24 protein-coding genes are annotated in these 23,052 nt (G+C 53.5%); 5 read left to right on the top strand and 19 right to left on the bottom strand.

The genetic code is table 11. From position 1 onward, the window contains the following. Window positions 1–81: 81 nt before the first annotated feature. The 4 genes from AC0LWM_RS29965 to AC0LWM_RS29950 form a co-directional block, all read right to left on the bottom strand. On the bottom strand, window positions 82–765 hold the full coding sequence (locus AC0LWM_RS29965) for a GGDEF domain-containing protein (RefSeq protein WP_474678706.1): 684 nt from the start codon (window positions 763–765) through the stop codon (window positions 82–84). A gap of 107 nt (window positions 766–872) precedes the next feature. Next, window positions 873–1,022, bottom strand: a complete 150-nt coding sequence (locus AC0LWM_RS29960) for a hypothetical protein (RefSeq protein ID WP_474678705.1) — start codon at window positions 1,020–1,022, stop codon at window positions 873–875. Window positions 1,023–1,174: 152 nt separating this feature from the next. After that, the gene (locus AC0LWM_RS29955) at window positions 1,175–2,053 is read right to left on the bottom strand and encodes an aldose epimerase family protein (protein WP_474678704.1); all 879 of its coding nucleotides are present in this window, start codon (window positions 2,051–2,053) and stop codon (window positions 1,175–1,177) included. Between the two features lie 65 nt (window positions 2,054–2,118). Next, window positions 2,119–3,723: a histidine kinase N-terminal 7TM domain-containing diguanylate cyclase gene (locus AC0LWM_RS29950; protein ID WP_474678703.1), complete on the bottom strand. Its 1,605-nt coding sequence runs from the start codon at window positions 3,721–3,723 to the stop codon at window positions 2,119–2,121. Window positions 3,724–3,923: 200 nt separating this feature from the next. Between AC0LWM_RS29950 and AC0LWM_RS29945 the strand changes: the two genes are divergently transcribed. Beyond that, on the top strand, window positions 3,924–5,618 hold the full coding sequence (locus tag AC0LWM_RS29945; protein WP_474678702.1) for a M3 family oligoendopeptidase: 1,695 nt from the start codon (window positions 3,924–3,926) through the stop codon (window positions 5,616–5,618). 112 nt (window positions 5,619–5,730) lie between these two features. Here AC0LWM_RS29945 and AC0LWM_RS29940 read toward each other — a convergent pair whose 3' ends face one another. From AC0LWM_RS29940 to AC0LWM_RS29920, 5 genes are all read right to left on the bottom strand, one after another. Next, window positions 5,731–7,656, bottom strand: coding sequence for an ABC transporter permease (locus AC0LWM_RS29940; protein ID WP_474678701.1), 1,926 nt, complete (start codon window positions 7,654–7,656; stop codon window positions 5,731–5,733). Continuing rightward, on the bottom strand, window positions 7,631–8,410 hold the full coding sequence (locus AC0LWM_RS29935) for an ABC transporter ATP-binding protein (RefSeq protein ID WP_474678700.1): 780 nt from the start codon (window positions 8,408–8,410) through the stop codon (window positions 7,631–7,633). The genes AC0LWM_RS29940 and AC0LWM_RS29935 overlap by 26 nt, the downstream gene beginning before the upstream one ends. A 97-nt stretch (window positions 8,411–8,507) precedes the next feature. After that, the gene (locus AC0LWM_RS29930) at window positions 8,508–9,587 is read right to left on the bottom strand and encodes a sensor histidine kinase (protein WP_474678699.1); all 1,080 of its coding nucleotides are present in this window, start codon (window positions 9,585–9,587) and stop codon (window positions 8,508–8,510) included. Window position 9,588: 1 nt separating this feature from the next. Beyond that, window positions 9,589–10,299, bottom strand: coding sequence for a response regulator transcription factor (locus tag AC0LWM_RS29925; protein ID WP_474678698.1), 711 nt, complete (start codon window positions 10,297–10,299; stop codon window positions 9,589–9,591). Window positions 10,300–10,311: 12 nt separating this feature from the next. Continuing rightward, the gene (locus AC0LWM_RS29920) at window positions 10,312–11,529 is read right to left on the bottom strand and encodes a class I SAM-dependent methyltransferase (protein WP_474678697.1); all 1,218 of its coding nucleotides are present in this window, start codon (window positions 11,527–11,529) and stop codon (window positions 10,312–10,314) included. Window positions 11,530–11,750: 221 nt separating this feature from the next. Between AC0LWM_RS29920 and AC0LWM_RS29915 the strand changes: the two genes are divergently transcribed. After that, window positions 11,751–12,320: a GNAT family N-acetyltransferase gene (locus AC0LWM_RS29915; RefSeq protein WP_474678696.1), complete on the top strand. Its 570-nt coding sequence runs from the start codon at window positions 11,751–11,753 to the stop codon at window positions 12,318–12,320. 126 nt (window positions 12,321–12,446) lie between these two features. On the opposite strand, the gene AC0LWM_RS29910 is transcribed toward AC0LWM_RS29915, so the two are convergent. The 4 genes from AC0LWM_RS29910 to AC0LWM_RS29895 form a co-directional block, all read right to left on the bottom strand. Beyond that, on the bottom strand, window positions 12,447–13,727 hold the full coding sequence (locus AC0LWM_RS29910) for an ArsB/NhaD family transporter (RefSeq protein ID WP_474678695.1): 1,281 nt from the start codon (window positions 13,725–13,727) through the stop codon (window positions 12,447–12,449). A 245-nt stretch (window positions 13,728–13,972) separates the two neighbouring features. Further along, a complete protein-coding gene (locus tag AC0LWM_RS29905; RefSeq protein ID WP_474678694.1) occupies window positions 13,973–14,674 on the bottom strand; it encodes a DUF6483 family protein in 702 nt (233 codons plus the stop codon). A gap of 44 nt (window positions 14,675–14,718) precedes the next feature. Continuing rightward, entirely contained in the window at window positions 14,719–15,522 is an 804-nt protein-coding gene (locus tag AC0LWM_RS29900; RefSeq protein ID WP_474678693.1) for an alpha/beta fold hydrolase, read from the bottom strand. A 131-nt stretch (window positions 15,523–15,653) separates the two neighbouring features. After that, window positions 15,654–15,935, bottom strand: a complete 282-nt coding sequence (locus AC0LWM_RS29895; RefSeq protein WP_474678692.1) for a hypothetical protein — start codon at window positions 15,933–15,935, stop codon at window positions 15,654–15,656. Between the two features lie 296 nt (window positions 15,936–16,231). Between AC0LWM_RS29895 and AC0LWM_RS29890 the strand changes: the two genes are divergently transcribed. Continuing rightward, on the top strand, window positions 16,232–16,792 hold the full coding sequence (locus tag AC0LWM_RS29890) for an NUDIX domain-containing protein (RefSeq protein WP_474678691.1): 561 nt from the start codon (window positions 16,232–16,234) through the stop codon (window positions 16,790–16,792). Between the two features lie 108 nt (window positions 16,793–16,900). Then, window positions 16,901–17,458 carry a GNAT family N-acetyltransferase gene (locus AC0LWM_RS29885; protein WP_474678690.1) on the top strand — a complete coding sequence of 186 codons (558 nt, stop codon included), beginning with the start codon at window positions 16,901–16,903 and terminating at the stop codon, window positions 17,456–17,458. Here the strand turns inward: AC0LWM_RS29885 and yyaC are convergent. Genes yyaC through AC0LWM_RS29870 form a run of 3 tightly spaced genes read right to left on the bottom strand, consistent with a single transcriptional unit; the run spans window position 17,437 to window position 19,190 of the window. Next, a complete protein-coding gene (yyaC, locus tag AC0LWM_RS29880) occupies window positions 17,437–18,075 on the bottom strand; it encodes a spore protease YyaC (protein WP_474678689.1) in 639 nt (212 codons plus the stop codon). The genes AC0LWM_RS29885 and yyaC overlap by 22 nt on opposite strands. 31 nt (window positions 18,076–18,106) lie before the next feature. Continuing rightward, window positions 18,107–18,808 carry an LrgB family protein gene (locus AC0LWM_RS29875; protein WP_474678688.1) on the bottom strand — a complete coding sequence of 234 codons (702 nt, stop codon included), beginning with the start codon at window positions 18,806–18,808 and terminating at the stop codon, window positions 18,107–18,109. Then, entirely contained in the window at window positions 18,786–19,190 is a 405-nt protein-coding gene (locus tag AC0LWM_RS29870) for a CidA/LrgA family protein (protein ID WP_474678687.1), read from the bottom strand. Before AC0LWM_RS29870 ends, AC0LWM_RS29875 begins: the two co-directional genes overlap by 23 nt. A 322-nt stretch (window positions 19,191–19,512) precedes the next feature. Between AC0LWM_RS29870 and AC0LWM_RS29865 the strand changes: the two genes are divergently transcribed. Beyond that, window positions 19,513–20,322, top strand: a complete 810-nt coding sequence (locus AC0LWM_RS29865) for a GNAT family N-acetyltransferase (protein ID WP_474678686.1) — start codon at window positions 19,513–19,515, stop codon at window positions 20,320–20,322. A 10-nt stretch (window positions 20,323–20,332) separates the two neighbouring features. Here AC0LWM_RS29865 and AC0LWM_RS29860 read toward each other — a convergent pair whose 3' ends face one another. The 3 genes from AC0LWM_RS29860 to AC0LWM_RS29850 are packed head-to-tail and all read right to left on the bottom strand — an operon-like array spanning window position 20,333 to window position 23,052. Next, complete coding sequence (locus tag AC0LWM_RS29860) at window positions 20,333–21,382, bottom strand: ABC transporter ATP-binding protein (protein ID WP_474678685.1); 1,050 nt, start codon at window positions 21,380–21,382, stop codon at window positions 20,333–20,335. 15 nt (window positions 21,383–21,397) lie between these two features. Beyond that, window positions 21,398–22,201 carry an ABC transporter permease gene (locus AC0LWM_RS29855; RefSeq protein WP_474678684.1) on the bottom strand — a complete coding sequence of 268 codons (804 nt, stop codon included), beginning with the start codon at window positions 22,199–22,201 and terminating at the stop codon, window positions 21,398–21,400. Beyond that, the gene (locus tag AC0LWM_RS29850) at window positions 22,198–23,052 is read right to left on the bottom strand and encodes an ABC transporter permease (protein ID WP_474678683.1); all 855 of its coding nucleotides are present in this window, start codon (window positions 23,050–23,052) and stop codon (window positions 22,198–22,200) included. The genes AC0LWM_RS29855 and AC0LWM_RS29850 overlap by 4 nt, the downstream gene beginning before the upstream one ends.

Raw genomic sequence — 23,052 nt, 5'->3', positions numbered from 1 at the left:
TATTTCTGCCGTCTCCACAAGAAAAGCGCGACGACAAAATCCCCCGAACGCTTGGCGCCCGAGGGATTTTTCGCAACCTATTTAACCGATTTGCTTCGCTTTTTCTTTGGAACGCAGCTTGCATTCCAGCTTGTCCGCATACATCCGTTGATCCGCGGCTTCTAATAGACCTTCGAACGTAGCCGCCTGATCGGGATATGAAGCCGTGCCGATCGATACCGAGATGTCGCAAGGCTTGCCGGCCATCCGCTGCTTAAGCCTGCTCTCCAGGCGCCGGGAGAAATGCGAGATCACCTCGCCGTCCGCATACGGACAAATGACGACAAACTCGTCGCCTCCCCAGCGGACGATAATTTCACCCTTGTCCCCGCATTGTTGAAGCGCTTGCGCAACGCTTTGCAGAACGGCATCCCCTGTCAGATGCCCATACGTATCGTTTAGCGCTTTGAAATCATTGACGTCAACAATAAGTACCGACGCCTTCTTGCTCGATTTCGCGGCCCTCTTGAGCAGCCTCGGGAAGCAAGTTTGCGCAAATCGACGATTATATAAGCCGGTCAGTTCGTCCTGATAAGCATAGAATCTTGCGATGTCATACCGTTTTCCGGCCATCCAAGCGATTGCCGCCGCCATAAGGACTACTGGGACAACTACAACCAGCGTCGTTTGACTTCCTGCTGCGCCGAATGGCAGTATGATCGCAAGAAGGGCGAGGCTATTGATCAATACGAACATCAGCGCAATCCATCTACCCGTTTGTTTCATACTTGGCTCCTTTGACAATAAACCGGTCGGAATCCCTTCCCTATGATCGGTTTCCTTCCTGCAAAAAATTCAATAGAAAACGATGGAAGTATACGCGCTGATGAACGTTATTCGAAGACAATCGGTTTCACGATCATAAACACGAACAATAAAAATCCTAATGCCGAAGCAACGTACATCGTGTTGCTGTATTTTGTGAGCAGCCGCCGCTGCTCTTGAGGCAATACCATCGCGTTCGCATTGTCCGGGTTATGCACCCACGCTGCCAGCCTCTTGCCTAGCGGACTGCCGAATCCTACGACGATTTAGGGCCGACGCCAACGATAGCCGAGATGACATGAATAAAAATAACGGCTTTCAGCATCAAAGCATCCACTTCTCCTCTTCGACATTTGGATTTATGGTGTCGTTACTTGGATGTCATCATCTCGCAAGTTATGGAAAGTGTCGTCTTCAGCGTTTCTCCAGGCCCAACCATGGTCAGCTCCTGCTTGACGTTAAGCTCTTGCGTCTTCGCCATCCACGGCTCTACGCACACGAACGGCTTGCCCTGTACCGACCATAACACGACATACGGAAAATGCTCGTCATACGATAAGGTAATGCTCCGTCCGAGCTCGGGCAAATCGAAGGATATTTGCGGTTTCCGCGCGTCGAGCAGCGTGATGGACTCCACCGTCGTATCCAAATCGAGCTTGCCGGTAAACGGCTTCGTCTCCATATCGTTGTAATCGAGTATTTTCGTCGCATCGGAATGAAACGAAATGACTTTGCTTTCCGTCTTAAAATAGGGGTGGAAGCCGGGGTACATCGGCATCGGCTCGCCGGAATCGTTGCGGTATTGCTGGTGGATATGCAAGCCGCCATCCCGCAGTTCATACGTAAAAATCAGTTCGAACTGAAACGGATACGAAGCCAGCGTTTCTTCGGTGCTGCTCAGCGACAGCGTGATCGAAGCCGACTCCGCCGAACTTTCCGTGCCGACAACCGTCCAAGGCAGCACGCGCGCGACGCCGTGGTTTTTCATCGTATAGACGGTACCGTTCCACTCGTATTGTCCTCCCTGCAGCTGACCGCTGATCGGGAACAGGACCGGATTGCCGCCGCGGATATTCGCCTGCGGGTCATAAAACGTGCTTTTATCAAGATAAAACAGCTCTTGGCCGCCTACGCCATAACCGATTGCGATACCCCCGCGCTCGGGACATATTTCCAGCCAGGACGATCCGTCCGGCGACGACAATTTATAAATTTCGTAATGATCTTGATACATTTGAATCGTGTACATGTATATATCCTCCGTGGATGCTTAGGTGTATTTATGTGTTTGGGCAAAAGTCAGATCCAATAGTTCTATGATGCGTTCCATGCCGACGCGACAACGATCCGATTCCGGCCGTTTTCCTTCGCTTTATACAATGCCGCATCGGCGCCGGCCATCAGCGATCGCAAATACTCCTTCACGTCGGTAACTTCCATCGGCTCCCCTTCATAACTGACGAGTCCGAGGCTGATCGTGACGTTGATCGAACCTTTGGGCGAGGGCAGCTTGTGATTTTGCACGTTTTGCTTGATCCGCTCCGCCAGAACGGATGCGTTCTCCATATTCGTATGGGGCAGATAGATCGTAAACTCCTCTCCTCCGAATCGCGCGAGGATATCGGAGCGGCGGAGCGTCTGCCGTACGATGTCGGCCGTTTGCTTGATGACCTCGTCTCCGGTCAGATGGCCGTATGTATCGTTGATTCGTTTGAAATAGTCGATGTCGAACAGAATGATCGCGAACGGAATGCCGTAGCGGTGGTTCGTAATGATCTCGTGCTCCAGCTGCTGATGCAAGTAGCGCCGGTTGTAGCAGCCGGTCAAGCCGTCGGTAATCGCCATATATTCCAGCTTCTTGTTCACATGGCTCAATTCGTCGACCAATTCGCGCAGTTCCGTGACGTCGTTAAACGTTATGATGCGTCCAAGCAGCGATTTTCGGCCGTCGGTGATGGGAGCGATATGGATGGAAATGTGGCGCTTCGTTCGAATGTTCGTCATTTCGATACGATGATGATCCGTCGGATGGTCGGCATACCGTTTAAGAAAATCCGGTTCCGGTCCCTGCGCGGCGAATATCGCCAGAAATCGTCCTATATGGAACATTTGTCCCGTTTCGATGCCGAATTGCTTGACCGACACTTTGTTTACGTCAAGTACAATATCGTCCTGATCGATAACGACGACGCCGGTCGCCATATTGTCGAGCACGTCCCGACGCGCGAGCGTGACGATTTCGAAGACGTTGTATTTTTGCACCGCAATGATATAAAAAATATCCGAGAAAGCGATCCCAAGCGAGGTCAGCCCTTCGACGGCTGTCCTTCCATTATACACGACGACGTTCAAAACCGCATCGATCATCGTAAAGCCTAGCAATACGCTTAATCCGACCAAATAAAAAACATGCTGCTTGCGCGCGGCGGAACCCGCGGACGATCGCAGCGCATTCACCATCATGACGGCGGTTGCCAGCAAATAACCGTAGGAGATCGTTACAAAGACCCAGAACAGCGGGCCATATTCCCTATATCGGAAGCCGCCGTCGATCGGCGAAACGAACAGTTCGTAAGGATTGGTGAGAACAAGGACGATGGATGCGGCCAGCGGGATCGAGAACAGAAATACCATTCCGCGCCGCGGCGCCGTAAATTTATGTATGAAAAGCAGCGTAAACAAAAACCATCCGAAGCTGAGAAGCGATAGGCCCAAAAACGAAATTTTCGCATAAAACAGCTGCCATTCCGGATTGTCCGTCGTGCGGATCGCTACTTGGCTGATCGGCCACAGCATCATGCAAAAGTGAAAACCCAAATATATTTTGTGGAAAAACGTAATTTTATTCGCGGCAACCACATAGATGTGCATGAAGAAAAGTACGATAAACATGCTTAAATCGAGCCATGCGATATCCAATAGCGATCACCTCGCTTCCCATCGTCCCAATCTAGTACTTTCGGACGATGCACTTCGTCTCTTATTCTATCTTTAATCCCATGAATTCTCAATAACAATCGTAAAATATTTACAAGAAACATTTTTGAGGTATGAGCCCGACAAATATAATATACTAGAATAGTGTGCCAAATTTTTCTTTCCGAAAGGATGACGCGTTCATGAAATTTGCCGATTACGCTTATCAACGCCCGAACATGGCGGAAATGGAAACAAAGTTTAACGACAGTCTTTCCAGGTTCTCCAGCGCCGGCAGCAGCGCCGAGCAAAGCGAAGCGATGGGCGCCATCAACACATTGCGCGCCGAATTCGATACGATGGCCAGCATCGCTCACGTCCGGCATACGGTCAATACGACAGACGAATTTTATAAAGAAGAACAGGACTTTTACGACGAGCACTATCCGATTTACCAAGGCTGGATCACCAAGTATTATGAAGCGCTTATCGCCTCTCCATTCAAGAACGAGCTGGAGGCCGTATGGGGCAAGCAGTTGTTCGCCCTGGCGAACCTGGCCATCAAGACATTCTCCCCCGAAATCGTCGAAGATTTGCAGCAGGAGAATAAGCTTGCCAGCGAATATGTCAAATTGATCGCCTCCGCGAAAATTCCGTTCGAGGGCGAGGAACGCACGCTGTCGGAACTCGCTCCGTTCACGCAATCCGAGGACCGGAACATGCGGAAGCGCGCATCCGAGGCCCGCTACGGCTTCTTCGTCGACAACGAATCCAAGCTGGACGACATTTACGATCAACTGGTCAAGGTTCGCACGAAAATCGCCCATAAGCTCGGCTACGATAATTTCGTGCAGCTTGCCTATGACCGGATGAATCGAACCGATTACAATGCAGCCATGGTCGCGAACTTCCGCCGTCAGGTCAAGGAGCAGCTCGTGCCGATTTCGTCGAAGCTGTACGAAAGACAACGGAACCGCATCGGCGTCGACAAGCTGCAGTATTACGATCTCGGCTTTCATTTCGCGTCAGGCAACGCCAAGCCGCAAGGCGGTCCGGAATGGCAGCTGGAGCAGGCGAAGACGATGTACGACGAGCTGTCGCCGGAAACCGGCGCGTTCTTCAAGTTCATGACCGATAACGGGCTGCTCGACATCGAATCGAAAAAAGGCAAAGCCGGCGGCGGTTATTGCACCAGCTTTACGAAATACGAGGCTCCGTTTATTTTCGCCAACTTCAACGGAACCGCCCACGATGTCACCGTGCTGACGCACGAGGCGGGACACGCGCTGCAGGTTTACTCCAGCATTCATTTCGAGGTGCCGGAATACCATTGGCCGACATACGAAGCCTGCGAAATCCATTCGATGAGCATGGAGTTCTTCACTTGGCCGTGGATGAACCTATTCTTTAAGGAAGATACCGACAAATTTAAGTTTTATCACTTGTCATCTTCGCTGCAGTTCATTCCTTACGGCGTGACGGTCGACGAATTCCAGCATTATGTTTACGAAAATCCGGGAGCGTCCCCGGCGGAACGCAAAGCGGCTTGGCGCGCGATCGAGCGCAAATATTTGCCGCACCGCAACTATGAGGAGAACGACTTCCTGGAGCGCGGCGGCTTCTGGCTGCAGCAAGGCCATATTTTCTCGTCGCCGTTCTATTATATCGACTATACGCTCGCGCAGCTGTGCGCGTTTCAATTTTGGAAAAGAATCGAAGAAAACAAAGAAGAAGCTTGGGCGGATTATATGGCCTTATGCCGCGCGGGCGGCTCGAAGCCGTTCACGGAACTCGTCGCTGGGGCGAATTTGACTTCTCCGTTCGCGGACGGTTGCGTCGCTTCGGTCGTCGGCCATATCGAATCGTACTTGTCCGATGTGGACGATACGAAGCTGTAGAGTACGAAGAGTAAGTGAGTACGAGGTCGGAGCGATCGATTCACGAACGTATGACGATCGAAAAGGAGGATATCCCAGGCGGGACATCCTCCTTTTTCTTTCGTATTGCCACCTAGTTTGTTACTAGTTTCTTCGCGAACATGCCCCGTGAGATCAAGTAGAAGAGCCACTGAAGCACCAGAAATATCGCCATGACGATCGCGCCGTACTCCAAAACGTTATCATCTTGGATGTTGCCAAGCGCAATCATTGCAAAAGTGGCATGCACTATACCAACGGCAAAAGGGGCGAAATAGATAACGCGCATTTGGGTGAACAGCACCTTGCGCAGCTCCAAATTGGAAACGCCGATCCGGCTCAAAGAACGATACAGTTCTTTGTCTTCCTGCATTTCGGTGAATAGCTTGAAGTAAATGACGCTGCACGAAGCGATAAAGAACAGGACGACGACGAATATTCCGATAAAGCTCGTGAGCGAGCCCAATTGCTTCGCATCCAAATAAAAATCGATACGGTTTTGGTAGTTCGACCGCTGATCCTTCGGCACCATGCCGTTAATGTCTTGTACCGTTTGAATCGCCGAGGTCCAGTCTTTCAACTCATAGCTGTACACCGCGATTTTCTTATTGTCCGGAATTTTCTTGGCCAGCCGGTCATAGTCGTCATTCGGCAGGACGATAACGTCTTCCGCATAGCTGATCCGGGGAACGACGGCTCCATTCGATTGGCCTTCCATCACAAGCTCGATTTGCTCGTTTCCTACTTTAACCGGCAGACGGTCTCCCGGATATACAAGCTTATAGTTTCCTGCATATGGGAAAACATAATGACCTTGGCCCGGTTGAAGCTGCAATTGGCTGGTCACCCCCATTGCCTTCAGTTGAACCTCATACTCCCGCAGCGGAAGCAGCATCGCTTTTCGGTCGTTTTGCGAATATTTTTCCATATGGAAAGCGGCCGGAATGCCGACAAGCTTCGTTTCGTAAACGATATCGGCGCCGTCCTGCTGCAGCTTCGCTTTTACCTTGGCCGGATCGAGAACGTTGTGACTATTTAGTCCTGTTTCGACGAAACCGAACGTCTGCGGAAAATTCCGCACAATTTGGCTGATCGCTTCATTGTAGAATACAAACAGCGTACCGGACGCCGTGAGCACGACCGCGCTCATGATCGATACCATAAACAGCAATCTGGCGTTGTCCTTCAGCTTGAACACAAGCGACGAAATCGTCAGCAGCTTGACGTTCTGGTAATAAACGGATTTTTTCCGTTGGAGCCAGCGAAGCAGGGCAATACTGGCTTGGGTGTACAAAAAGTAGGTGCCGACGATAACAAGAAACAGAATCGGCAAGCTGAACAAGATAATGTTGGTGTCATCGGACACATATGCCAGCCCGTAAGCCCCGCCCAGACAAATAACGGCGAACGCGACCAGCCACTTGGAAAACGCGGGCAGCGTTTTTGGTTTTTTCGCCGCTTTCAGCAGCTCGATAATGCTTGTGCGTCCGACGCTGAACAACATCAGGACGCTGATCGCCTCGAACACGATGAAGAAGCTTGCGGCCGTCACGATGACGGCTTTCGGGACCAGCTGGAATGGAATCGGATTGTTCACACCAAGCAGCTCGGACATCGCCATGAAGAACAGCTTCGAGAACAACGCGCCGAAGCCGATGCCTGCAGCGATCGCCAAAACGCCGATGATCGTATTTTCGTAAATGACGAGCCGGTTCAATTGGCCGCGCGTCATGCCGAACATCGTCAGCAAACCGAACTCCTTTTTGCGCGACTTGAGAAAGGCCGAATACGAATACAGCACGAAGAAGAATGAGAACACGATGATGATGTATTCGCAAGCGACGAGCCCTTGGCGCGTTTTAGCCGCCGCGACGATCGTGCCGTTCACGACGCCCGGGTGGTAGATGAATTGGGCGAACATGAAGAAAATCAACACGGAAAAAACGCTGCTCAGAAAAAAAGCGATATATTGATGCCAATTGCCGCGGACGTTGCTAAGCGCGAGGTGCCGAAATTTCATCGAAGCTTCCTCCTAACACGCTTAGCGAATCGAGAATTTGCTGGAAGAAGGCTTGGCGGTTCGAGCCGCTGCGAATTTCCGAGTGCAGCTTGCCGTCCTTGATGAACAAGATGCGCTTGCAGAAGCTGGCCGCAAACGGATCGTGCGTCACCATCAGCAGCGTCGCCTTGCGCCGTTCATTCAAATCCTTGAGCGAATTCATCACGTCGTTCGCCGCCTTGGAGTCCAGGTTGCCGGTCAGCTCGTCCGCCAGCAAAATCGCCGGCTGATGAATCATCGCTCTAGCAATTGCCGTGCGCTGCTGCTGTCCGCCCGATAGCTCGTACGTCCGCTTGTCCAAAATATGCGAAATGCCAAGCAGCTCGGCAATACCTTTCAGCCTGACTTCAATTTCAGTCACGGGTGCATTGTCCAGTACGAGCGGCATGATGATATTTTCCCTGACCGACAACGTCTCGAGCAGATTGAAGTCTTGGAATACGAACCCCAGCTGGCGGCGGCGGAACAGCGCCAGTGCCGTATTTTTGAGCGTGGCCGGATTGATGCCGTTAATTTCGATATGTCCTGAGGTTGGGGAATCGATCGTCGCGAGCAGGTTCAGCAATGTCGTTTTGCCGCTGCCCGAAGGCCCCATCACCCCGACGAACTCTCCCTCTTGAATGTCCAAGTCAAACTGCTCCAGCGCCGTGTACGTCACGCCGCCTTTGGCCGATCCGTATACCTTCGATAATGATCTTGCTGTCAATACGTTCATGCTCGAATCCTCCAATGCGTCTTTCTTTCATACTCTAATCATATGAAAAGGACCGCATCGGTCCCATCGATTCGCCTTACAACAGAAGGCGCTAACCTTACAATTTTATCACGTTCGTGATCGCCTTGGATTTGAACGTCACCCGGACTGTCGTTCCGACGCCGGCCTGCGACGAAATGGAGATCGTATGCCCCAGCTTCCCGCATATTTGCTTGGCCAAGTATAAGCCCATTCCGGTTGATTCCTTGCTGATGCGTCCATTGTCTCCCGTAAAAAACGGCTCGAATACTCTTGGCAAATCGTGCTGGGGGATACCGATGCCGTTATCCTGGACGCTGACCCGGCGTTCGTCGCCATCGCTCTCCATAAGGATCGTCAATTGCTTGCTCGGCTTGTCGGTGAGCTTCGTATATTTCATCGCATTGGTGATCAGCTGATTGAACAAAAACGCAATCCATTTCTCGTCGCTTTCCACGACAAACGTTTCGGTATCGCACACGATTCTCGGAAAAATGCCTGTGCGAATCCACAGCTTCTTATGCTCATTGATCATCCCGCGAAGTAGACTCACCAGATCCACTTGCTTCGCGCTCATGTCCAGCTCGAACCTGCCCAGCCGTACCGTGCTCAGCATCATGTCGAGCCCCTGGGCGAGACGTTCGTTCTCTTCCTGTATGCTATCGAGAAGCGCCCGGTCCGGGGCATTGTCTCCTCCGCCCTGCTGAACGAGCAGGCTGATGACCGATACCGGCGTTTTCATCTGATGTGCCCATTGATTGGCAAAATGCCACTGCTGCTGCTGCTGCTCCCGGTAACGGTTCAATTCGTCCGTGTACTGCTTGTACTGGTTGTGCAGCAGCTCCTGTACGACCTGCTGCTCGCGCGTGACGGCGGATTGGATATTGTGCACCTCTTCCAGCCTCGGCTTCTCCCCGCGCGCAGAGTCGGCGGCCCGTGATAGCTGGCGCAAGTACGCTCGCTGCCGCACATATTCGATCAGCAAATATAGACATGCCGCCGCTACGCTCAAGACGAACATGTACAGCATGTCCCCTGTCGGAAGGTTGAGCCGAAGCGACAAGACGCTCAAATAAACGACAGCCAGGACAAGCAAGGTGCCTACAACGAACAGAACAAGCGATACGAGCCGGTCGGACACAAAATCGCGGAAGCGCACGCTATGTCCTCCTTTCGCCCATGTTCAGCCGGTAGCCTTGCCCTCGCACCGTTTCGATCGCACCCGGCAAGCCGAGCTCTTCCAGCTTCTTGCGCACCCGGGTGACGTTCACCGTCAGCGTGTTGTCATCGACAAAATGCGTGTCGTCCCACAACGCCTCAAGCAACTGCTCGCGCGATATGACCTGCCCTGCTCGCTGCGCCAGGCAATCGAACAAAATGAACTCGTTTTTGCTAAGCGGCTTGCGGGTTCCTTGCCATTCCAGCATCATTTTGCTGCGGTCGAGGAATAAACCGGACAGCTCGTACATGTCGCTGTCGGCAGCCTGTCCCGACGAATACTCGCCGTAAGCGCGGCGCAAGGCGCCTTTGACTTTGGCCATGACGACGTCAAGGCTGTACGGCTTCGTCAAATAATCGTCGCCGCCGTTTTCGATCGCCATCACCTGATCCATATCGCCGGAGCGGGCCGAAAGGAATAGGATCGGCACGTTGGAGACGGCGCGGAACTGCCTGCACCAATAATAGCCGTCGAAGTAAGGCAAATTGATGTCAAGCAGCACGAGATGAGGCTCTTTGTGCACGAACTCGCTTTTTAAATCGCGGAAATTGGTTGCGATCGTCGCCTCGTAGCCGTATTTCTCCAAATACGCTGATAAAATACCTGCAATCTTCTCGTCATCTTCAACAATCCAAATCCGGTAAAATGCCATTGCGAATACTCCTTAATTCAACGGTCCTAAATGATCCGGGCCCAGCAGCGGCGCCAGCCGATCTTCCAAAGCTCTCTCCAAGTACGGTGAAATATGCAGCGATCGCTTGAACTCCAAATAAGCCTCGGCGATCTTGTGAAGCTCCTGCTCCGTCCGCCTCGATTTCGCCGGCGGTTTGACGGCGCGGATCAGCAAGTTTTTGGGCGTATGCTCCATATCGATAAATTCGAGGATTTGCGTTTTGTAGCCGACCAGGTCGAGCAGCTTCGTTCTGGCCGCATCGGTCGCAAGGGCGGCAAACCGCTCCTTGATAATGCCGTGATCGAGCATCGGAGCTAGCGCGCTGCTCGAAATTTGCCGGAACAGTTCATGCTGGCAGCACGGCACGGACAAAATAACGTCGGCCCCCCATCGAACCGCCTTCTCCAGCGCCGCATCGGTTGCCGTGTCGCAAGCATGGAGCGTTACGACCATGTCGACGCGGTCCAGCCCGTTATACTGCGCGATGTCGCCCATCAGGAAGCGGAGGCTGTCGCCACAGCCGAACTTGTCCGCAAGCCCGCTGCAATGGCGGATGACGTCCTCCTTCAGGTCCAGGCCGATGATACGCACATCAAGGCCTTGAATTCGCTGCAAATAATCGTGCATCGCAAACGTCAAATACGATTTGCCGCAGCCGAAATCAACGATGTGCAGCGTCCGTTCCTTGTTCAGGTACGGCACGACGTCGGCGATCATCTCGAGGAAGCGGTTGATTTGCCTGAATTTGTCGTATTTTTGGGCGAGCACCTTGCCTTCGGCGTTCATGATGCCGAGCTCGACGAGAAACGGCACGGGGGTTCCTTCCTCAAGCACGTATTGTTTCTTGCGGTTGTGCGACAGATCGACCGAAGTTTTTGTCGCTTGCTTGCGCATAATGGTCGCTTGCTGTTTTTTGTTAAGCAAAATTTGATAATCCGCATCCTTCGTGCGCACGAGTCCTTGCTTGAACTGCCCGCCGAGCAGCTCCTCCAGCTTGGACGCCGCTTCATTCGGCAATACATTGTCATGTTGCACCTTGTTCGCGTAATGGTAGCAGAATTGATAATGCAGCCCGCCCTTGACTTTGACCGGCTGCACCGTCACTTTCGTATAAGCCCCCGCTTCCTTCTTGCGGGGATTGCTTAGCGTCACTTGCGTTATATGTTGTGCTGCCGTCAGCTCGGCAAGCAGCTGTTTCACCTTGTCCATTTCCCAAATCTCCGTTCGGCATGTAGTCGTTCCATAACAACACTTTAACAGAGATTGCGGAATAAACTCAACCTTGCGAACCGGTCATGCTATATACTAAAGGTATCGCAAGTCGCGGACAAACCGTTGGCCAAAAATCTGTGAATAATAGCTTACTATGGGTACGCTAAATATGGACGACTTGGTAAAGCGCGATATTAATCGGGAGGAGTGCAAGAACGATGACCCACAAGCCTAGCAACAATTCCCCCTATATTCGGGAACTGACGATGGCGGATGTCGTCCCCATGCTGGAGATGCGAACGCGCAACCGTGAGTTTCTGCAGCCCTTCGAACCAATCCGTCCGGACAGCTTCTTCACGCTGCAAGGACAGCGGCTTGCTATCGCAAAAGGGATCGCGGACGGGGAACTGGATGCAGCGTATATCTTCGGCATCTTCCTGCTCGAACCGGACAAAACCGACGAACGGTTGATCGGCAGGATCGCGCTGACGAACGTCGTGCGGGGACCGGCCCAATCGGCAGACATCGGGTACTTCATCGACGCCAGGTGGCAAGGACGAGGGTATATGACGGCTGCGGTGAAGCAAGTCGTTTCATATGCCTTCCGGGAGGCTGGATTGCACCGGGTGCAAGCCGGCATCATGCCTCGCAACGCCGCATCGATCCGAGTGGCGGAAAAAGCCGGTTTCCGCTTAGAGGGGCTGGCCAAATCCTATATTCATATTAATGGAGTCTGGGAGGATCACCTGATCTACGCGATAACGGCGGAGGAATGGCATGAGCAATAACGAAGCGAACTTCTTATTGGCGCCTTTATCGGGATACCTCATTGAACATGCCGCATCGAAAATGCCAACAATAAAAAAAACGGCCGCATCGGCCGTTTTTCTGTAACTTCGTTGCTTGATAAGGGCTCACATCAAATATCGTAGAAATACGTAAATCGAGGCGATGCCAATGGAAATGAGCATTAGCGGGAAACCGATGCGGAAAAATGTAAAAAACGAGATCGGATGCCCCTCTCTTGCGGACATGCCCGCTGCGATCAAGTTCGCGCTCGCCCCGATTAACGTGCCGTTGCCGCCGAGACACGCCCCCAACGCCAGGCTCCACCACAGCGGTTCGGCATTGCTGATTCCAGTCGCGGACATTTCTTGAATCATCGGAATCATCGTAGCGACGAACGGAATATTGTCGAGGAAAGCGGAGGCGATCGCGCTGATCCATAGGATCAGAAGCGAAGCCTCCGTCACGTTGCCGCCCGTCAGTTCCATCGCCTTCTCAGCCAACGAGGAAATGACTCCGGTTTCGATCAGTCCGGATACAAGCACGAACAATCCGACGAAGAAAAAAATCGTCGTCCATTCTACCTTCTCCAACGTTTTTTCCATCATATGCTCACCCGTCAGCAACAGCAGCAAGAAAGCGCCGGCAAGGGCAATCGTCGCCGATTCGATATGGACGGCCTGGTGAAGGAAAAACCCGACGATCGTTAACCCAAGAACGGCGAGGCTTTTTTTGAGCAGCGGAATATTCGTGAGCAGCTGTTTGGCGTCAACCGCCATCAGCTCTTGCTTCAATCGGTCTTCGGTGACCAATTGCTTGCGGCAAATAAACGCCAACAACGGAATGCTCACCAGGAAAATAACGAATGAGATCAACGCCAAGTTATTGATAAACGACATAAAACCTAGCTCGGGTACGGCACTGCCGATCATGATGTTCGGCGGGTCGCCGATCAGCGTCGCCGTGCCTCCGATGTTGGAAGAGATAATTTCGGCGATTAGAAACGGGATCGGCGACAGCTTCAGCTTCCGCGTAATGCTGAACGTAACCGGCACCATGAGCAGCACTGTCGTTACATTGTCGAGAAAAGCCGATCCGACCGCCGTCAGCGTGCATAATGCGATCAGAATGCGGATCGGCCTTGCCTGTACCTTCTGCGACGCCCAAATGCCCAAATACGCGAATAGCCCCGTTTCGGCCGTGATGCCTACGATAATCATCATGCCGACCAGCAAGCCGATCGTATTAAAATCGATATGGTGCAGCGCCGTCTCCTGGCTGACGATGCCAAGCGCAACGACCAGAACCGCTCCGACCATCGCGACGATCGTTCGATGAATTTTTTCCGAGACAATGATGCCATAGCTGACAAGAAAAATAATGATGGCCCACAAAGCTTGATTGTTCATGAGTGACCTCCTCTGCCGCGAGAAGCGCCGTCCGCACAGACTCACGTAGAGGCTTATTATTCCCCATTATCCATAAAAAAGACAAAAAGGAGCCTGTGCTGACAGGCTCCTCCGACGTTTCATATGTTGTTTCGCCTATTATATAACAGAATCATAGCGGTTGTAAACCGTCATTCAAGGAGTTTCCTTTCGACATGGTTACCGCTTGGCCCGACATCAGCACCGATCGCCCGCCAACTTCAGCTTCAATTCTCCGCCGCCTTCGCCTCTTGTTGCATCGAACGGAGCTGTTCAAGCCCCGCTTCGACTTCCTCGCGCGGCAGTTCTCCTGCGGCGAGCTCCGCGTCTGTTTTCTCCAATAGCCGGTTATAGAATCGGACGCCTCTTTCGATTAACTCGTCATCCTCCGTCTCAAGCAGCTCGAATAACGTATCCTCCGCGCGGGCGTAATGGCCTGACGATTCGAAGTAATTCCACAGCTGGAGCTTCGTCGATGAAGGCAGTTCATAGGATTGCAACTGAACGAGAAGCTTCGCGATCGCTTCGTGCTGGTTGATATATTGCGTATCGGCTCCGTACAAATCCGCATACAGATATAATCCGAGCGTTTTGAGACGCTTGCGGTATATTTCCGGGGAAGGCTCATGCGCTTCCCCTATCCGTTCCTCCGCTTCGCCTTCGAGCAAATCCGCTTCCTCCTGAAGCAGGACCGCTACGATCTTGATCTTCTCGGTCTCCGGCACGCCGTTAGTCGACAGAAGCCGGATTAGATCCTGCTCGGACAAAGAATTGACCAGCTTGGAGTTCAAACGGAACAACCGGCTGAACAACTCGTCGATCGTCTGCCCCGCTTCCTCCCGTTTACGTTCCCGCTTCAGTCCCATCAGCTGTCCCATTGCTTCCGTCATCTGCTCGATCATCCGAACGAGATAGTCTCTGCGATACATGCTTCACCTCCGGTTTCGTACAAATAGGCTTGGTTCGTTTCGAATCAATTCCAACGAACATTTTTAAGAAAGTTCAGCATAACGCCGGCAAGCGCCTCCGGCGATTCCATCATGCTCATATGACCAACCTGCGCGAGCTTGGATTGGGTGACGTTCGGCTTGTTTACCGAGAAGGTTTTGTCCGCCGGGATAACCCCGTCCTTCTCCCCGGCAACGAGCAGCACTGGCTTATCCGCTGCGGACAGCACGGCATTTCGATCCGGACGTTCGCGCATGCCAAGCGCGGCGCCGATCGCTCCGTCAGGCGCAGTTTCATAGCCGATTTGTATCGCTTGACCGACCTTGTCCGCCATCGATTGCACATGCTCCGGCGCAAACAGCTTCGGAACGAGTCCATCCACGAATGCAGCAACGCCTTTATCCCGAATCGTTTCCACCGCCTTCAACCGGTTGGCCTTGCCCTCCTCGCTGTCCGGATATGCCATCGAATGAACGAGGGCGAATCCGCTCAGCAGCTCCGGGTGCTTCTCCTCGATCGCGAGCGCGACATAACCGCCCAAGGAGTGGCCGAACACGACGACACGCTTGATTCCGAGATATTTCAGCAACTGGACTGCATCGTCGGCGAGCATGTCCATCGTATATGTACCTTGCGTGGCGGCCGATTGGCCGTGTCCGCGCTGATCCGGAGCGACGACCCGGTAATATTGCGCCAGCATCGGTACGACCTCATCCCAATAGGCGGAGCTTCCGCAATATCCGTGGAGCAGCACAATTGCTTCTCCCTCTCCTTGATCGATGTAAGCCATCTCCAGCCCGTGCGGCAAAACGACTTTATGTTTTTGCATGTGATTCACCTTTCTTTCCTCGATGATGGTACGCTATTATCATTCTCTTTGATATAAAAAAATAATGACATATCTCTATGTCACTCGCAACTTTTTCCTGTATGCGGTTGTGTTGCTCAAGGTGCGGGGGTTCAAGGCTGAACTTCAGGCAATTGCGTCAAAAACCGGATTTTTCTCGTCTGGTTATGATTAAATTCGCTGATCGGATCGTTCACGATATGCGGATTGTCCACTTGACGCGCGTCGTCCCAGAAACATTCGACACCCTGGCCTTGAGCCGTGCCGCCAAACATTTTGCAGCCGAAACAATAATTCGTGAACTGCGATTCGTCCAACTGAACGACTTTGTTCCGCAAACAGCAGTAGACGTTTCCGTTGGCATCGGCATAATTGATATGGTTGACGTTGGGCATGACGATTCATCTCCTTGTATAACGTATGTTGGGGCAGAGGGATTGGTTCATTGTATAGGGAATACGTTGATTATAGGGGATGACTATTAAAAAATCGGTCGTAATTTGTAAATTACAAATAATTAATTTTTTACAAAAAACGATACGGGTCGCGGCCGATCGGCCAAGAAGCCTTTGTGAGTTACCCGAAAAAGGAGTAAAATGTTCAACTGTAAGATGAACAAATGCCCCATTAAGTTAGTGGCAGATCGTTACGATGAACTTAACAGACATTATTCCTACTAAAGGTGGTTGCTATGGAAGCTCATTTTTGTTTGACCTGCGGCGCTCCGCTTGAGGTTCGCGATATCGACGGGACGTCGAGAAAAGCATGCACGAAATGCAGTTTCGTAAATTGGGGAAACTACAGCGTAGGCGTTGGGGCGCTGATCATGAAGGATGGCAAAATATTGCTCGTTCGCCGGGCCCAAGAGCCGGGCAAAGGAAATTGGACCAATCCGGGCGGATATATCGAGCAGCACGAGCTCATCCATGAGACGATTCGCCGGGAAGTGCTCGAGGAGACGGGGATCGAAGCCGTCGTCACAAGCGTAGTGGCGCTGCGGGACTTGCCGAGAGCGATCCATAACATTTATATCGCCTTTGCGATGGACTATGTTGCGGGAGAGCCGATGGCGGACGGCGTCGAAGTGGATGCGGCGGGATTTTACAGCCTGGAGGAAATGGAGACGATGAAGGTCGCTCCCTTCACGCGTTGGCTCATCGACGTCGCAATCAAAGCCTCATCGACCGGACTCAAGGTCGACGAGCGACCGATCGTTCCGCTTGATGGGCACGGGCTGTTCCGCGTGGAATAATAAGACCTTTTATATAGGCTTCTCGCATTGGAGTTAATGGCGCCATTGGGGAATGACACCCATTAGGTCGCAGCTTTGGAAAACCGCCACGGAGGTGTATGGATACGGATGGATTATCGGACGACGGATACATGGGACGAAGCGTTGTGGCGTCAAGCGGAGAAAGTTTACGTTCAAGCATTCCCGGAGCATGGACGCAAAGGACGGAGCCTGATCCGACGGATGTTCGAAAGACGGTTATGCGTGCTGCACACGTTAACCGACCGTTCGGAGGTCGTCTCCATGGCGCTCTCGGGAGTCAGCCGGCAAGGTCATGCGGTCATCATCGATTACCTTGCGGTACGCAGCGATGTCCGCAATCGGGGCGTCGGCCTGTTGTTCATGGAACATATACGGCGATGGGCAGAAGCCTCGGACTGGTGCAGGGGGATCATTATCGAAGTGGAATCCGAACCGTCGCCGGAAAACGCCGCCCGAATCCGCTTCTGGGAAAGGTGCGGCTTCCGTATCACCGATTACGTGGAGCACTATATCTGGGTTCCCGAGCCTTACCGGGCGATGTACATGAGTTTCAAAGGGAATTCGCCTTTGCCGGACGACGGTGAAACGCTATTCCGTTACATCAAGGAATTTCACAAGGAAGCCTATCGTGGCGGCAAAGCTTGATCGGCTTCCTCCTTCAGATCGTATGCGTACCGTATGGCGTTAACGATCTCGCTCACCATCCCCATGACACGGTGGAGCGAGGTTGACTGCAGCGTCGCGTAGGGCTTCGGGCTATCGGCCCCCACTACCGCCGCGATGCTGTAATCGCCGACCGGCGGCAATCCGGCGCGGACCGACTGTCCCGGTACGAGCGGTCCGGCCGCCGTCAAGTAGCAGCCGACGGACAACGGCTGGCCGAGGCAAGCGTCGATGGCGACGACAACTTTGCCTTCGGGAATGGATAGCAGCCGTTCCCGAAGGTTGGTTGCGTCGCAGGGCGACTCCAGCGTGCCGACAACGTCGCAGCCGAGCTTCGAAAGCGCGCTGCCGACGAGCGGACCAAGCGCGTCCCCGGTGGAACGGTCCGTCCCGATGCACAGGAAGACGATCTCCGTCGCATTCCCCTGCTGTCTCCGCATGCCGGCGAAAAAACCCGTCAATTGCTCGCCGGTCAGCTTGACGCGCGGGGCCCCGTTTATGTTATCCTTGGCGACTGCCGACGCGGCCGAGGATGCCGGCTTTCCTTTCATCTTGTTCATTTTCCACGCATAGGTTTGTTTCATCAATCGCGAACTCACCGAGCCCCTCCTATCTTGCAGCAACTTCTATCTATTGCAGCCAATAATATAACGGTATCGCGGCAAGCGACGTGACAAGCCCCGCGATGCTCATGGCGAACCCGCTTACGCCGCCCTGCAGCTCGGACTCGCGCAGTACCCGTGCCGTTCCGATGCCGTGTGCGCTTGTCCCTATGGCGACGCCGATCGGGATATCGCCGCGCACGCCGGCGAGGCGCAGCAGCTCGGGGCCGACCATGCTGCCGAGCAGGCCGGTCAATACCGCCATGACGCCGCCAAGCTCCGGGATGCCGCCGAGCTGACGCGCGATTTCGATGGCGATCGGCGACGTCGACGATTTCGGCAGCATGGCCAGCAGCAGCTCGCGCGAGCCGCCCAGCAGCGTCACGAACAACGCGGCGCTGGCAATCCCGCTGACCGAGCCGACCGTAACGCCGGCCGCGATGGCGGGCAGCTGCGATTTCATCTGCTGCGCCTGCTTGTACAGCGGCACGCCAAGCGCGACCGTCGCCGGGCCGAGGAAAAACGTGATGATGCCGCCGCCGACCTGGTAATCCGCATAAGGAATGCCTGTCAGCAGCAGAAGGGCGATAATGCTGCCCGTCGTCAGAAATAACGGATGCAGCGCCCGATATTTGGCATGGATGCGCTGAGAGAGGGCATAGGCGATCACCGTTACGGCAACGCCGAATGAAGGATTCGCCGTCAGCTCATGAAACGTCAATCGGAGCACCTGCCTTCGATTCCGGCGTACGGCCCTTCTTCCCTTTTTGCCCCGGCGATCCCAGGCCTGCCGCTAATTTGGTCACCCATCCGGTCACGAGCAGCACAACAATCGTACCTCCGATCAAGCTGACGACAGCGGCCAGCCACTCCCGGCCAAGCAGCGGAAAGAAAGCGATCGTGCCAACGATGAGCGGGGCAAAAAACAGCATCATATGTCTCAGCAGAAACTGTGCCGATTGCTCTACCCATTCCAGCTTGACGATTTTTAGAAACAAAGCCGCCGTAAATAAAACAAGCCCGATGACGTTCGGCGGCAGCGGGATGGGCACCGCCGCTTTCACCGCGTAACCGAGCAAATGAAACGCCAGCAGTATGGCGAATCCTACCATAAGGCCGTTCAAGCTCCCTTCGCCACATACGGTGCGGTCAACTGCGCACCCGTACTTTTCATAGACTTATTGTGGCCTCTAATGCCGAAAGCGTCAACCGTCAGTTTGCTGCTTGTCTGCTCCGGACATTGGGAGAAGGAAAATAACGGTTAAACAGAGAATTGCTTAATCATAAAAAAAGGGAGCTTGATCAACAATGCCGATTCAAATCGTACCGTTGTCTGTTCACAATTTTACGGAAGTTGTACGAGAACACAGCGATGAAATGCCTAGCATCGACACATTGAAGTTTCAAAATCACAAATGCACCGAGGAAACTGTGATGCACCGGGTTGCAGCGGTAACGGAAGCAGGGCGAATGGTTGGATTTGGGCTGGCCGTTACCGGGCCGTGGGATCCGATTCTGAAACCCGGCCACTTCGATATTAATATTCAAGTCGATCAAGGGTGGAAAAATAAAGGAATTGGGGGCTTAATCTTTGCAGAGGTTGAACGGTTTGCAAGAAACCATGGCGCAATCGCTCTTCAGAGTTCCGTAAGCGATTCGAAGCCTTCGGATCTAGCTTGGGCGGAACGTCGCGGTTTTGCCGCAACACAGCATCTTTTCGGATCGACGCTGGACCTGACATCGTTCGACCCCGGACCATTCGCCGAGTCGATATCGGCCGCAGAGGCATCCGGATTCCGGTTTACGTCCGTTGCCGAATACACGCAGGAAGTCCATTGGTTCGAACGGTTTGTCGATTTTTATTGGCTGATTACGAAAGACGTGCCGGGATTTTCCGATGTACCTCTTCCTTCGTTCGAATTTATGAAAAAAACGTTCGGACCTATGGACCCCGCAAGTATGTTTTTGATTTCCCACGGCGACCGATGGGCAGCGATGTCATTTATATTAAAACACTCGGATCATGTCTATTATAACAACCTCACAGGTGTTCACCCGGAATATCGAGGAAGAGGACTTGCAACCGCCATCAAGGCAAAAAGCATCGAGTATTTGAAAAGTTCAGGCGGAACAACTCTTGGCACACACAACGATTCGAAAAACGAGCGAATGCTTGCCGTGAATCAAAAGCTGGGTTTTCAACCGGTACCGGGTTTCTTCAAGCTGATTCGGCAACTAACGTAATCTGTACCGCTCATTTCCCGAGCCGTTTGCATTCCTCGAAGGGCACCGAAACGATAACATTCGCGCCTTCCGCAAGCCACTGGCGGCCTTCGTTGATAACGTCCACCGTCAGCTTGACGCCGCTGTCCCCGGCAGCGATCGTGTAGCGCAAAATATTGCCGAGCACGCTCATCTCGCGGACGATAGCCGGTACGGCAAACGACGCCAAGCTGTCCTTATCGGCCCGAGCGTCATCCGACGGATGCAGACGCACCGCCTCCGGACGCAGCGCGTACGCGTCGGCGGTTCCTTTCAGGAATACCCCCGCACCGCCGGACAGTTCGGCAAGCTGCGCGCCGGTGAGCACATTGTAATTGCCGATAAACCGGGCGACAAACTCCGTGCGCGGATTCGTATAAATTTCCTCAGGCGTCCCCGTCTGCACGATGACCCCGCTATCCATGACGCACACCCGGTCCGAAATGGTTAATGCCTCTTCCTGGTCGTGCGTGACGAAGATCGTCGTCATTTGCACTTGCTTCTGGATTTGGCGCAGCTCCACCCGCAAATTTTTGCGGATTTTGGCATCGAGCGCGCTAAGCGGTTCGTCCATCAGCATCAGCTTCGGACTAACTGCCAGCGAGCGAGCCAAGGCAACGCGCTGCTGCTGTCCGCCGGACAGCTCGTGCGGATATGCGTTTTTCTTGTCCTCCATGTCGATCAGCCGCAGCATTTCGGCCGTACGGCGAGTTGTTTCCTCGCGATTCATGCCGCGCATGTTCAGACCAAACGCAATATTTTGCGAGGCGGTCATGTTCGGAAACAGCGCATACGACTGGAACACCATGCCGACGCTGCGATCCTTCGGCGGCGTGCCGGTAATGTCGCGGCCGTCAAGCGCCACAGTTCCCTGTTCCATCCCGGCAAGCCCCGCGATGCAACGGAGCAGCGTGCTTTTGCCGCAGCCGCTTGGACCGAGCAGGGTGACCAGCTCGCCTTTGCCGATCGATAATGAAAGATCTCGCAGGACGGTATTCGAACCGAATTGTTTCGTTACATTGTTGATTTGTACATAGCTCACGGCAGTGCAGCCTCCTTATCCCAGTTTCGGCGTGCCGAACATCCATTTGCCCAGCTTCATGAGCACCCCGGAAATAATCATGACGAAGACAAAATACGTAATCGCAACGGCGCTCGCCAAATGCCCGCTTTCGCTTAAGCGGCGGTACAAGTAAATTTGCACCGTTTCGTATTGGCCGCCGACCAGCAGATTGGCCAGCGCAAACTCCCCGAACAAGACGGAAAAAGCAAGCAGCGTCGACACCGTAATGCCGGGCAATATGTTAGGCAGAATAACGGCGCGAAACGCCCGCAGCTTGCTAGCCCCCAGCAGCTCAGCCGCTTCGATCAACTGCAGCGCTCCGACTGTCCGCATGCTGTTGCGAATGCCAAGGTACATATACGGCAGGATGCCGACGAAATACGCCCCGGCAAGCAGCCAGACCGTGCCCGAAATCGCCAGCGGTCCCGCGGAATACAGCTTGATGAGTCCAACGGCGGCGACAATGCCGGGCACCGCATACGGCAGCACGACAAGGCCGTTCAGCACCTTCTCCCACTTCGGAAAATAAATCGCCACGATAAACACCGTAGGCAGCATGATAACAAGACTCAGCGCCACGCTTATAATACAAACGAACAACGTCCGGCCGATCGCGTTCAAGAACCGTTCGTCCTGGAACAGATCCGCGAACCAATGCAGCGTCCAGCCTTCCGGCAGCAGCGTCGTTTGCCACGGGCCCGCGATCGAATACAGAAACGTGGCGAGCAGCGGCAGCGTTAAATAAAAGAGCACGATGCCGATCACGATCGCCGCGAACAGCGGTTTTTTCTTCGTCATCGCAAATCCCTCCTGACCCGGCGCATGAGCAAATCGTTCAGCCATAACGCCAGCACCATCGTGATGCCGAGCAAGACGGCAAGCGCGCTGCCGAGCTGCGGACGCGTGATGACGTCGCCGGTGACAAGCGAGCCGATGCGGATCGCAAGCAGATTATAGTTGCCGCCCACGAGCGCATATGCGGTCGCATACGCTCCCATCGCATTGGCGAACAAAATGCCGAACGTGCCGGCGATGCCCGGCAAAATAACCGGCAGCGCGATGCGTAGCCAAAACTGCAGCGTCCCCGCGCCGAGCAGCGACGCCGCTTCGCGCCATTGTTCGCGAATGCCGTAATACGTCGGATACAGCAGCAGCGTGGCGAGCGGAATCTGGAAATAAACGTATACGAGCACGAGTCCCGTCCATGAATAAAGATCGGGCGCGAGAATATCCAGTCCTAATTTGTTCAGGAGCAGCGTAAAGATGCCGGTATTGCCCAGCATCACGATATAAGCGAAGGCAAGCGGGACCCCCGCGAAGTTCGAGGTCATGTTGGACACCATCAGGATGCGATCCCGGGTTTTCTCCGTGAACCGGGTGATCGCGTAAGCCGCGAACAAGGCGACGACAATGCCGATCACGCTCGAATACAGGGAAATGAGCAGGCTGTTCTGAATCGCTTTCAAATAAAAAGGGTTCGTAAGCGCCGTTACGTATTGCTCAAGCGTGTATGACGTCTCGTCGTCGGACAACAGGCTGGTCATCACCATAAAAACGAGCGGCAGCAATTCGAAGCAAACGACCATCAGCACGAAGGGCAGCAATCCGAGCAGCAAGGGATTGAAACGGATTTTGCGGTCTTTCCTCAT

The sequence above is a fragment of the Paenibacillus sp. sgz302148 genome (assembly GCF_056120465.1).
This window is presented reverse-complemented; position numbering and strand designations above follow the sequence as displayed.